Annotated in this window: 8 protein-coding genes; 2 read left to right on the top strand and 6 right to left on the bottom strand. The window is 55.1% G+C overall.

Annotation, left to right across the window (positions count from 1 at the left end; translation table 11 throughout):
* Positions 1-46: 46 nt before the first annotated feature.
* A complete protein-coding gene (gene hpt / locus F3J28_RS13220; protein WP_008461837.1) occupies positions 47-583 on the bottom strand; it encodes a hypoxanthine phosphoribosyltransferase in 537 nt (178 codons plus the stop codon).
* A gap of 193 nt (positions 584-776) precedes the next feature.
* On the opposite strand from hpt, the gene F3J28_RS13225 reads away from it, so the two are divergent.
* On the top strand, positions 777-3,170 hold the full coding sequence (locus F3J28_RS13225) for a glucose/quinate/shikimate family membrane-bound PQQ-dependent dehydrogenase (protein ID WP_353620579.1): 2,394 nt from the start codon (positions 777-779) through the stop codon (positions 3,168-3,170).
* A 36-nt stretch (positions 3,171-3,206) separates the two neighbouring features.
* Here the strand turns inward: F3J28_RS13225 and cueO are convergent, their stop codons facing one another.
* A complete protein-coding gene (gene cueO, locus F3J28_RS13230; protein ID WP_166876756.1) occupies positions 3,207-4,799 on the bottom strand; it encodes a multicopper oxidase CueO in 1,593 nt (530 codons plus the stop codon).
* A 144-nt stretch (positions 4,800-4,943) separates the two neighbouring features.
* Between cueO and F3J28_RS13235 the strand changes: the two genes are divergently transcribed.
* The gene (locus F3J28_RS13235) at positions 4,944-5,291 is read left to right on the top strand and encodes a YacC family pilotin-like protein (RefSeq protein ID WP_008461833.1); all 348 of its coding nucleotides are present in this window, start codon (positions 4,944-4,946) and stop codon (positions 5,289-5,291) included.
* A gap of 93 nt (positions 5,292-5,384) precedes the next feature.
* On the opposite strand, the gene yacL is transcribed toward F3J28_RS13235, so the two are convergent.
* From yacL to aceF, 4 genes are all read right to left on the bottom strand, one after another.
* Positions 5,385-5,747 (bottom strand): protein YacL, encoded by a 363-nt coding sequence (gene yacL, locus F3J28_RS13240; RefSeq protein ID WP_008461832.1) that lies wholly within the window; start codon positions 5,745-5,747, stop codon positions 5,385-5,387.
* Positions 5,748-5,940: 193 nt separating this feature from the next.
* Positions 5,941-8,538: a bifunctional aconitate hydratase 2/2-methylisocitrate dehydratase gene (gene acnB / locus F3J28_RS13245; RefSeq protein ID WP_008461831.1), complete on the bottom strand. Its 2,598-nt coding sequence runs from the start codon at positions 8,536-8,538 to the stop codon at positions 5,941-5,943.
* A gap of 781 nt (positions 8,539-9,319) precedes the next feature.
* Positions 9,320-10,744 (bottom strand): dihydrolipoyl dehydrogenase, encoded by a 1,425-nt coding sequence (gene lpdA / locus F3J28_RS13250; protein ID WP_008461828.1) that lies wholly within the window; start codon positions 10,742-10,744, stop codon positions 9,320-9,322.
* Between the two features lie 175 nt (positions 10,745-10,919).
* Positions 10,920-12,809, bottom strand: coding sequence for a pyruvate dehydrogenase complex dihydrolipoyllysine-residue acetyltransferase (aceF, locus tag F3J28_RS13255; protein ID WP_085541982.1), 1,890 nt, complete (start codon positions 12,807-12,809; stop codon positions 10,920-10,922).

The following is a 12,809-nucleotide window of genomic DNA, read 5'->3' on the forward strand; positions in this document are numbered from 1 at the left end:
AAAAAGGGCCTTTTAAGGCCCTTTTTTGTTAGCTTACGACGATTGATTACTCGTCCAGCATCACCACTTTGCCAACGAACGGCAGGTGGCGATAGCGCTGGGCATAGTCGATGCCGTAGCCAACGACGAATTCGTCTGGGATAGAGAAGCCAACATATTCAACGTTAACATTCACTTCGCGGCGAGTCGGTTTGTCCAGTAGCGTACAGATGGCCAGAGATTTTGGTTCGCGCAGGCTCAGGATCTCGCGCACTTTACTCAGGGTGTTGCCGGAGTCGATGATATCTTCCACGATCAGCACATCTTTCCCACGGATATCTTCGTCCAGATCTTTCAGGATCTTCACGTCGCGAGTGGTGGACATGCCGCTGCCGTAGCTTGAAGCGGTCATAAAATCGACTTCATGGGAAACCTGAACTTCACGGCACAGATCCGCCATAAACATAAATGAACCACGCAGCAGACCCACCAGCACCATGTCACTGCCGCTGTCGCGATAGTGTTCGGTGATTTGACGACCCAGTTCAGCGACACGGGCTTTGATCTCCGCTTCCGGGATCATCACTTCAACAGTATGTTTCATATCTCTAACCATATGATTTAAAAACAAATCATTTAATGCTGGTTCACCTGCAGCCAACACAAAATAGTGAGGCGTGGAGTATACCAGCAAATCGCCTTCACATCCCCACTTCAAAAAAAAGCCATAAATGTGACAACCATCACACTTGTTAATAACTATAATTAAATGCTATCAAACCTTTACGAGTGTGATAATTGTGAAAATAAATAAAACCGGATCGCAACTATTTGTGACCCTCTCGGCCCTCTTTGCTGTGCTTTGCGGGCTCTATTTACTCTTTGGCGGGATATGGTTAGTGGCTATAGGCGGGTCGTGGTATTACCCGATCGCCGGCCTGGTGATGCTCGGCGTCGCCTGGCTGCTGTGGAAGAGCAAAGCCTCCGCGCTTTGGCTCTACGCGGCCCTGCTGCTGTGTACGATGGCCTGGGGCGTCTGGGAAGTCGGCTTCGACTTCTGGGCGCTGACGCCGCGCTGCGACGTGCTGGTGTTCTTCGGCGTCTGGCTTCTGCTGCCGTTTGTGTATCGCCGCCTGGTGATTCCAGCAAGCGGCGCGGCAGCATCGCTGGTGGTTTCCCTGCTGATTACCGCCGTTGTGCTGGTCTGGGCGGGCTTTAACGACCCGCAAGAGATCAACGGCACGCTGAATCTGGATAATGCCGCAGCTACCGCTGAGTCTTCCATTCCTGATGCCGACTGGCCAGCTTATGGCCGCAATCAGGAAGGGCAGCGTTTCTCTCCGCTCAAGCAGATCACCACGCAGAACGTGGGCCAGTTGAAGGAAGCCTGGCGTTTCCAGACCGGCGACGTGAAGCGTGCTACCGACCCGGGTGAAATCACCAACGAAGTCACCCCGATCAAAATCCGCGATATGCTTTACCTGTGTACCGCCCACCAGCAGCTGTTTGCACTGGATGCCTCCACCGGGAAAGAAAAGTGGAAGTTTGACCCTCAGTTAAATACCGACCCTTCGTTCCAGCACGTGACCTGCCGTGGCGTTTCTTACCACGAAGCCACCGCGGATAACGCCCCCGCGGATGTAGTGGCCGACTGTCCTCGCCGCATCCTTCTGCCGGTGAACGATGGCCGCCTGTTCGCGCTCAACGCCGATACCGGCAAGCTGTGTGAGAGCTTTGCGAACAAAGGTATTCTGAACCTGCAGACCAACCAGCCGGTGACTACGCCAGGTATGTACGAGCCGACTTCACCGCCTATCGTGACCGACAAGGTGATTGTGATTGCCGGGGCAGTGACCGACAACTTCTCTACCCGTGAGCCTTCCGGCGTCATCCGTGGTTTTGACGTTAATACCGGTAAACTGCTGTGGGCGTTTGACCCGGGCGCGAAAGATCCAAACGCTATCCCGGATGACGAACATCATTACACGCTGAACTCGCCGAACTCGTGGGCTCCGGCGGCATATGATGCAAAACTGGATCTGGTTTACCTGCCGATGGGCGTGACCACGCCGGACATCTGGGGCGGCAACCGCACGCCTGAGCAGGAACGCTACGCCAGCAGCATCGTGGCGCTGAATGCCACCACAGGTAAGCTGGCCTGGTCCTATCAGACCGTCCACCACGACCTGTGGGATATGGACATGCCTGCCCAGCCAACGCTGGCGGATATCACCGACAAGAACGGCAACAAGGTGCCGGTGGTGTACGCCCCGGCTAAAACCGGCAACATCTTTGTGCTGGACCGCCGCGACGGCAAATTGGTGGTGCCAGCCCCGGAGCAGCCTGTTCCACAGGGTGCCGCCAAAGGCGACCATGTTTCCCCTACCCAACCATTCTCCGAACTGACCTTCCGTCCGAAGAAAGATCTGAGCGGAGCGGATATGTGGGGCGCGACCATGTTCGATCAGTTGGTCTGCCGCGTGATGTTCCACAGCATGCGCTATGAAGGCATCTTTACCCCACCTTCAGAGAAAGGGACGCTGGTGTTCCCAGGCAACCTGGGCATGTTCGAGTGGGGCGGGATCTCCGTTGACCCAAATAATCAGGTCGCGATGACCAACCCAATGGCGCTGCCGTTCGTGTCTAAGCTGATTCCACGCGGGCCGGGTAACCCAATGGAACCACCAAAGGACGCGAAAGGCTCAGGCACGGAATCCGGCGTTCAGCCGCAGTACGGCGTGCCGTATGGCGTCACGCTGAACCCGTTCCTGTCGCCGTTCGGCCTGCCGTGTAAACAGCCGGCCTGGGGCTACATCTCTGGCGTTGATCTGAAAACCAACGAAATCGTGTGGAAGAAACGTATTGGTACCGTGGAAGACAGCATGCCGTTCCCAACCGGTATTCCAATGAAATTCCGCATGGGGATGCCAATGCTGGGTGGCCCAATCTCCACCGCCGGTAACGTGATGTTCATTGGTGCTACCGCAGATAACTACCTGCGCGCGTTTGATATGCGTGACGGGAAACAGCTGTGGGAAGCGCGTCTGCCAGCCGGTGGACAGGCTACGCCGATGACGTATGAAGTGAACGGTAAGCAGTATGTGGTGATTTCCGCAGGCGGCCACGGTTCCTTCGGCACGAAGATGGGGGATTATATTGTGGCGTACGCTCTGCCGGACGACGCAAAATAAAACACTGCGGGTGGCTCAGGCCACCCGCTCTTTCGTTTATGCGACGGTAAAACCGAGCATCATCCCGGTATCTTCATGCTCCAGCAGATGGCAGTGCGCCATATAGGCCGCTTCCTTGGGTGCTGCATGCTCAAACTTCACCAGCACTTCGCTGCGCGCACCTTCCACCTTCACCGTGTCTTTCCAGCCCTGGCGATGCGCCGCCACCGGTTTGCCGTTTTCGGACAGGATACGGAACTGAGTACCGTGAATATGGAACGGGTGCAGCATCATGTCGCCTTCCCCGGATATCGTCCACTTCTCGTATTTCCCTTTTTGCGCAGCAAACGCCGTGCTCGCCATATCGAAAGCTTTGCCGTTGATTTTGTTGGCATTGTGGAAATCAAATCCGTGGCCCATGCCGCCGTGATTCATCTTCCCCATACTGCCGTGGTCCATGTTCTTCATGCTGCCATGGCTCATACCGCCCATATCACCGTGGCCGTCCATCGACATGCCCGCCATCGCCTGCATGCCATATTTATCCATCAGCGCCTGCATGCCCATCATGTCGAGCATCGGATCCATCATCAGTTGCAGCCAGCGCTCGGTTACACCTTCCAGCGACGGGAGCGCAGGCACGTTGACCAGTTTGTCCGGCAACGTGCCAGAGGCTGCGATAATCAGCGGCTGAATGCGAACCACCGGAGCAGGTTTGTCGAAAGGTGCCACGGTCATGCCCATTTGCTTCACCGGCAGCGTGACAATATCAAAAGGCTTGCCGTCACGGGTATCGACCAGCACCTCGAACCGTTCCCCCATCAGAATTTCCAGCTCCGTGACTTTGACTGGCTCTGCCAGCAGTCCGCCGTCGCTGGCTATGACATAGAGCGGGCGATTGTCGCTGGCAGCAATGTTCAACGAGCGGGCATTACAGCCGTTAAGCAAACGCAGGCGCAGCCAGCCGCGCGGATTGGTGTGCTGGGGATAAACGGCGCCGTTGCATAGCAGCGTGTCGCCAAACCAGCCTACGGCCGCGCTCATGACGTCCAGCTGGTAGTCAATCTCTCCGTCCTTACCGAAACGTTTATCCTGGATAATCAGCGGAATATCATCGATGCCCCACTGCTTCGGCAGCATCAGTTGGGCACTTTCGTTATCTTCAATCAATACGAGGCCACCAAGCCCCATGGCCACCTGATGCCCGGTTTTACCATGCTGATGCGGGTGGAACCAACAGGTCGCCGCACGCTGCTGCGGCGTAAAGGTGACACTGCGTTTTGCACCGGCGGCAATAACGCCCTGCGGGCCGCCATCGACTTCGCCGTCGACCTCAAGCCCATGCCAGTGCAGCGTGGTTTCTTCTGCCAGGTTATTATAGATATCGACCGTGACCGCTTCCCCTTGCGTTAGCTTTAACGCCGGGCCAAGCAAAGCGCCGTTATAGCCCCAGGTCGTGGCAGATTTCCCGGCAAAAATGCTCTTTCCTGCGTTTACGGTGAGGCGAATGCTATTTTTGGCATCCGGGGCAAGCAAAGGTGGGACAGGCAACGCCGGACGATCGGCCGCCAGCGCGGCACGGCTCCAGAGTGGCAGCGCGCTGAAAGCCCCCAGCGCCGCGGTATATTTTAGAAAATTACGGCGATGCATAGTCAGTTCCTTTAGTTGGCATACTTGTCGGCGAGCATAAACCTTTCCCTAACGGTAAGGTCAAGTTTTAAGCTCATAATAAATATCGTCGACGCCCATTTAACTGTGTTAACGTTTCGTATCTGAGAAAAAGTGGTAGACGTGATGAAGATGGGAGTTAGGGCGTTATTACTGGGCATTTTGCTGGCTTTTTCTACCAGCAGCCTGGCGCTGAGTGAGTCTGAAGCAGAAGATATGGCCGATCTGACTGCGGTATTTGTGTTCTTAAAAAATGATTGTGGCTACCAAAACCTCCCTAACGGCCAGATCCGACGCGCGCTGGTATTTTTTGCCCAACAAAATCAATGGGATCTCAGCAACTACGATAGCTGGAACATGAAAGCATTAGGTGAAGACAGCTACAAAGATTTGAGCGGTATTGCCATCCCCACGGCAACAAAATGCAAATCTCTGGCACGCGATTCCTTAAGCCTGCTGGCCTACGTTAAATAACGCTTTCCCCACCGAGGCTGAAATAATGACCGTGTAACCACGGTCATTGGCTCTAAGACCAAACAACGTGGGGGCGGTATCAGCCCCAGCGCGTTAACGCTGCTGCAGGAATTCCCGGTAAGCGTGTACCACCTGCAGGAAGTCCTCTACGCCGCAAAAAGAGAGGCTCTCTTCGTCGTAGTAGCTCATTCCCTCTTCCATCTCATCCCCGGAAATTTCCAGCTGGTTAGCGCGGACGATGACCTCCTCCTCGTCCAGCCACAGCGTATATTCGTGCCCGGCCCGCTGCCACTGCCGCTCGCTGCCTTTCACGGAAAGCACGGCCTGCTCGACTTCATCCAGAAGCGCCAGGTTACCCTTCACTTCCTCATTAAACCAGTGGCCGACAACCTCGTGCCCCATTGACATACGCACCTTCACCATACCGGTGATGTCACGCAGAAATTCATAGTCCATCGCTGTTTCCTCTACATCGCGGGGGAAATCCTCACCCACGCCTATAGGCTTAATTATCGCAGCAAAGTCAGGGGAAAACAGCGTGGCGAGTAGAAGGACGAGAAATAAAAAGGAGAAACGCAGAGTGGTCTGGTGCCCTCACCCCGGCCCTCTCCCACAGGGAGAGAGAGCACAGTGTGAGGGTATTTAGCCTTTAAACGGCGGTCTGGAAGATGACGCCGTCCGCTTTCTCGGTGTACTGAGACAGCTGGTCAAAGTTCAGGTAGCGGTAAGTGTCTACCGCCGTTTTATCAACCTGAGTCATGAAGGTCTGATATTCGTCAGGAGTTGGCAGTTTACCCAACAGGGAAGCCACGGCCGCCAGCTCAGCAGAAGCCAGGAAGACATTCGCCCCGGTTCCCAAACGGTTCGGGAAGTTACGGGTTGACGTCGACACGACCGTCGCGCCATCTGCCACACGAGCCTGGTTACCCATGCACAGGGAGCAGCCTGGAATTTCGATACGGGCCCCGCTCTTACCGAACACGCTGTAATAGCCTTCTTCCGTCAGCTGAGCCGCGTCCATACGGGTTGGCGGCGCCACCCACAGGCGAGTTGGCAGCTGACCTTTGTGGCTGTCCAGCAGTTTACCGGCCGCACGGAAGTGACCGATGTTGGTCATACAGGAACCGATAAATACTTCGTCGATCTTCTCCCCGGCCACGTCGGACAGCAGACGAGCATCGTCCGGGTCGTTTGGCGCGCAGAGGATTGGCTCTTTGATATCGTTCAGATCGATGTCGATCACTGCCGCATATTCTGCATCAGCGTCGGCTTCCATCAGTTGTGGATCTGCCAGCCATTTTTCCATGCCCTGAATACGGCGCTCAAGCGTACGACGATCGCCGTAACCTTCGGCAATCATCCACTTCAGCAGCACGATGTTGGAATTCAGGTACTCTTCGATCGGCTCGCGATCCAGTTTAATGGTGCAACCTGCGGCAGAACGCTCCGCGGAAGCATCGGTCAGCTCAAACGCCTGCTCAACTTTCAGCGTCGGCAGACCTTCGATTTCCAGGATACGGCCAGAGAAGATGTTTTTCTTGCCTTTCTTCTCCACGGTCAGCAGGCCCTGTTTGATCGCGTACAGCGGGATCGCGTGTACCAAATCACGCAGGGTAATACCCGGCTGCATTTCGCCTTTGAAGCGAACCAGCACGGACTCAGGCATATCCAGCGGCATAACGCCGGTCGCCGCAGCAAACGCCACCAGACCAGAACCCGCCGGGAAAGAAATCCCGATTGGGAAACGGGTATGGGAGTCACCTCCCGTACCAACGGTATCCGGCAGCAGCATGCGGTTCAGCCACGAGTGAATAACGCCATCGCCCGGACGCAGAGAGACGCCGCCACGGTTCATGATGAAGTCAGGCAGCGTGTGGTGAGTCGTCACGTCCACCGGCTTAGGATAAGCCGCGGTGTGGCAGAAGGACTGCATCACCAGATCCGCAGAGAAGCCAAGACAGGCAAGGTCTTTCAGCTCATCACGGGTCATTGGCCCGGTGGTGTCCTGTGAACCGACGGAAGTCATCTTCGGTTCGCAATAAGCGCCAGGGCGGATACCTTCCACGCCACAGGCACGGCCAACCATTTTCTGCGCCAGCGAGTAACCGCGGGTGCTGGCGGCAACGTCTTTCGCCTGAACAAATACGTCGCTATGCGGCAGGCTCAGTGCTTCGCGCGCTTTGGTGGTCAGGCCACGGCCGATGATCAGCGGGATACGGCCGCCGGCGCGGACTTCATCCAGCAGCACGTCGGTTTTCAATTCAAAGTTGGCGATCACCGCATTGGTTTCGTGGTTACGCACTTCGCCTTTGTACGGGTAAATGTCGATCACATCGCCCATATTCAGATCGTTAACGTCAACTTCGATCGGCAGTGCGCCAGCATCTTCCATGGTGTTGAAGAAGATGGGGGCGATTTTGCCGCCCAGCACAACGCCGCCGCCGCGCTTGTTCGGCACGTTCGGAATATCGTCACCCATGAACCACAGCACGGAGTTAGTGGCAGATTTACGGGAAGAACCGGTGCCCACAACGTCGCCCACGTAGGCCAGAGGGAAACCTTTTTTCTGCAGCGCTTCGATCTGTTTGATAGGGCCAATTACGCCAGCCTGATCCGGCTCAATGCCTTCGCGGGCGTTTTTCAGCATCGCCAGGGCGTGCAGCGGGATGTCCGGGCGGGACCATGCGTCCGGGGCCGGGGACAGATCGTCGGTATTGGTTTCGCCGGTGACTTTAAAGACGGTAACGGTGATTTTCTCGGCCAGTTTAGGGCGAGACAGGAACCATTCGGCTTCGGACCAGGACTTCAGCACTTGCTGAGCGTAGGTGTTGCCCGCTTTGGCTTTCTCTTCTACGTCGTAGAAGTTATCAAACATCAGCAGCGTGTGGGACAGCGCTTTGGCGGCAATCGGCGCCAGCTTTTCGTTATCCAGCGCGTCAATCAGCGGATGAATGTTGTAGCCACCCTGCATGGTGCCCAGCAGTTCAACGGCTTTTTCAGGGGAGATCAGCGGGGAAGTGGCATCGCCTTTGGCAATGGCAGCAAGGAAACCGGCTTTCACGTAGGCGGCTTCATCAACGCCCGGCGGTACACGGTTAGTAATCAGATCTAACAGGAATGCTTCTTCACCTGCTGGTGGGGTTTTCAGCAGCTCAACCAGTGCGGCCATTTGGGTGGCATCTAAGGGTTTTGGAACAATCCCTTCTGCGGCACGTTCAGCTACGTGCTTACGGTATTCTTCTAGCACGACGGTTCTCCTCGCTCTCATTGTCATTTGGCGCTACCGGATCTCTCTCTTCACGCTCCTGTGAGACAGCAGTTTGTAGGGTAAATGCCCGGTACCGCGTCGGGCAGCATAGCAGGATTTTCAGGGGGTGTTAATCTGTTTACAAAAAAGCAACATTAAAACGTTGCTGAATCGTTAAGGGGGAATAGATTACTTTTTGATATGACCCTCAGACACAAAAAAACCGCCTTTCGGCGGTTCGTTTGCCCTGACAAAGTGGTAGCACACGATGAAAGGAAATGTTTTGTGGCAAGTCCAGTACGAGGACGATAATGCCCTTATCAGTATATGGTTGCAAGGCATATTGCTCATTTTGCGAGCTGACATCTAAAAGAGGATGTAAGCCACTGCAAGCTTAAAATCTCCATATCCGATCCCCCTCTTTTACCCTAAATTCGACGATGGCCTGCTTCGCTGGTGTAGCAGCCAGTCATCGGGTTCGGGAGCAGTTTAACCGCTCTACGTGGTAAGTCCTGTACACTTGCCTGATTCTGCCTTTCCCGGTGAAGAAGGAATCGCCGTAGCCCAAAGGGTATACACGCAATGGAAATGCGTTTGCTGTACGCGCTGCTTCTGTTGTTAGGTTCACTGCTTTTGCTGAGCCAGGGTGGCTGGAATATTTCAGACATTACCGTTCAGTTCGTTTTGAACCTGGGCAATTAAGCTACTGGCCGCTCGCAAGGGCGGCCTTTTACGGGCAAAAAAAACGGCCCCAAAGGGCCGCTTTATCAGACGCTGAAAGTTACTTTTTCTTCGCTTTCGCGTTAGGCAGGTCGGTGATGCTGCCTTCGAAGACTTCAGCCGCCAGGCCAACGGATTCGTGCAGCGTCGGGTGAGCGTGGATGGTGAGCGCGATGTCTTCTGCGTCACAACCCATCTCGATAGCCAGACCGATTTCGCCCAGCAGCTCGCCGCCGTTGGTCCCGACAATCGCCCCACCGATAACGCGGTGAGTCTCTTTGTCGAAAATAAGCTTGGTCATACCGTCTGCGCAATCGGAAGCGATAGCACGGCCAGAAGCAGCCCACGGGAAGGTGGCGGTTTCGTAGCTGATGCCTTTCTCTTTCGCTTCTTTCTCAGTCAGACCAACCCATGCAACTTCTGGCTCGGTGTAAGCGATGGATGGGATCACTTTCGGATCGAAGTAGTGCTTCATCCCGGCGATAACTTCTGCGGCAACGTGGCCTTCATGAACACCTTTGTGTGCCAGCATTGGCTGACCGACGATGTCGCCGATAGCAAAGATGTGTGGCACGTTGGTGCGCAGCTGTTTGTCAACGCGGATAAAGCCACGGTCGTCCACTTCAACGCCGGCTTTGCCTGCATCGAGGTTTTTACCGTTCGGCACGCGGCCGATAGCCACCAGAACCGCGTCGTAACGCTGCGGTTCTGCTGGGGCTTTTTTGCCTTCCATGGAAACATAGATGCCGTCTTCTTTCGCTTCAACGGCAGTCACTTTGGTTTCCAGCATCAGATTGAATTTCTTGCTGATGCGTTTGGTGAAGACTTTAACGATGTCTTTGTCTGCGGCAGGGATAACCTGGTCGAACATTTCAACCACGTCAATGTCTGAACCCAGCGCATGGTATACTGTGCCCATTTCCAGGCCGATGATACCGCCACCCATTACCAGCAGGCGTTTAGGTACGGATTTGAGCTCCAGCGCATCCGTGGAATCCCACACGCGTGGATCTTCATGAGGAATGAACGGCAGCTCGATCGGACGGGAACCCGCCGCGATGATAGCGTTGTCGAAGTTGATCACGGTTTTACCGTTTTCGCCTTCCACTTCCAGGGTGTTAGCCCCGGTGAATTTACCCAGACCGTTTACCACTTTCACTTTACGGCCTTTGGCCATACCCGCCAGGCCGCCGGTCAGCTGAGTGATAACTTTCTCTTTCCAGGTACGAATTTTGTCGATATCGGTTTTCGGCTCACCGAAAACGATGCCGTGTTCGGCCAGTGCTTTTGCTTCTTCGATAACTTTAGCAACGTGCAGCAGCGCTTTAGAAGGGATACAGCCGACGTTCAGACAAACACCACCAAGGGTGCTGTAACGCTCTACGATGACGGTTTCCAGACCTAAATCCGCGGCGCGGAATGCTGCGGAGTAACCTGCCGGGCCTGCCCCAAGTACTACGACCTGAGTTTTGATTTCTGTGCTCATCATGACCTCTTAATTTATACCCGTCGTCCACCGGGTCGTTCTATCCGCCCGCAGTTTACAAAATTGTTAACAATTTTGAAACAACAAACGGCTCACGAATTGTCGCTTTCGCCAATAACCTCACAAACACCATGAGATTACCAGAAAAAAGCCGGCCGATTGGCCGGCTTTTCAATTACATCACCAGGCGGCGAATATCAGACAACATGTTGTTGATGATGGTGATGAAGCGAGCTCCATCAGCGCCGTCGATTACGCGGTGGTCGAAGGAAAGAGACATCGGCATCATCAGACGCGGCGTGAACTCTTTACCGTTCCAGACCGGCTCCATCGCAGACTTGGAGACACCCAGGATAGCCACTTCTGGCGCGTTAACGATCGGCGCGAAGTGAGTTGTCCCGATACCGCCCAGGCTGGAGATGGTGAAGCAGCCGCCCTGCATTTCGCCAGCGGTCAGCTTGCCGTCGCGAGCTTTCTTGGAGATAGCCATCAGTTCGCGAGACAGCTCGGTGATGCTCTTCTTGTTCACGTCTTTGAAGACTGGAACAACCAGACCATTCGGGGTATCAACCGCCACACCGATGTTGATGTATTTTTTCAGCGTCAGCTTCTGGCCATCTTCGGACAGGGAGCTGTTGAAGCGAGGCATCTGCTCCAGCGCGGCCGCAACGGCTTTCATGATGAACACTACAGGAGTGAACTTCACGTCCAGCTTACGCTTAGCGGCTTCGTCGTTCTGCTGCTTACGGAACGCTTCCAGATCGGTGATATCGGTTTTGTCGAAGTGGGTAACGTGCGGGATCATCACCCAGTTACGGCTCAGGTTAGCACCAGAGATTTTCTGGATGCGGCCCATTTCCACTTCTTCGATTTCACCGAACTTGCTGAAGTCAACTTTCGGCCATGGCAGCATGCCTGGCAGACCACCGCCGGTCGCAGCCGGAGCCGCTTCAGCGCGTTTAACAGCGTCTTTCACGTAAGCCTGAACGTCTTCACGCAGGATACGACCTTTACGGCCGGTGCCTTTCACTTTCGCCAGGTTAACGCCGAACTCGCGAGCCAGGCGGCGGATCAGCGGAGTCGCATGAACGTACGCGTCGTTTTCAGCGAATTCAGATTTACCTTCTGCTTTAGCAGCAGGTGCAGCGGCTTTGGCTGCCGGGGCTGGTGCCGCAGCGGCTGGAGCTGGTGCAGCAGCAGTTGGAGCCGCAGCAGGTGCAGCGCCTTCTACTTCGAAGACCATGATCAGGGAGCCGGTGGACACTTTGTCGCCGGTGCTGATTTTGATTTCTTTCACGGTGCCGGCGAATGGTGCAGGCACTTCCATGGAAGCTTTGTCGCCTTCTACGGTGATAAGTGACTGCTCAGCGGCAACTTTGTCGCCCACTTTCACCATCACTTCAGTGACTTCAACTTCATCACCGCCGATGTCCGGGACGTTAACTTCTTTAGAGCCGGAAGCCGCAGGTGCTGCGGCAGCAGCCGGAGCAGCAGCCTGTGCTGGAGCGGCGGCAGGTGCGGCACCCGCCACTTCGAAGACCATGATCAGAGAGCCGGTAGACACTTTGTCGCCGGTGCTGATTTTGATCTCTTTCACCACGCCCGCGAACGGAGCAGGGACTTCCATAGAAGCTTTGTCGCCTTCTACGGTGATCAGAGACTGTTCAGCGGCAACGGTGTCGCCCACTTTCACCATGATCTCGGTAACTTCTACTTCGTCACCGCCGATGTCTGGCACGTTAACGTCTTTTGCGCTCGCGGCAGCAGGTGCTGCGGCCGGAGCGGCTTCTTTCTTCTCTTCTGCCTTAGCAGGTGCAGCGGCTGCTGCACCTTCGGCGGAATCGAAAATCATGATCAGTTTGCCGGTCTCGGTTTTGTCGCCGACAGAGACTTTGATCTCTTTCACGACGCCAGCCTGTGGAGACGGAACTTCCATAGAGGCTTTATCGCCTTCTACAGTGATCAGCGACTGTTCAGCTTCAACTTTGTCGCCAACTTTGACCAGAATCTCGGTGATTTCAACTTCATCAGCGCCGATGTCTGGTACTTTGATTTCGATAGCCAT

This window comes from Enterobacter sp. Ap-1006, from assembly GCF_011752835.1.
In the GTDB taxonomy this organism is placed as follows: domain Bacteria; phylum Pseudomonadota; class Gammaproteobacteria; order Enterobacterales; family Enterobacteriaceae; genus Cedecea.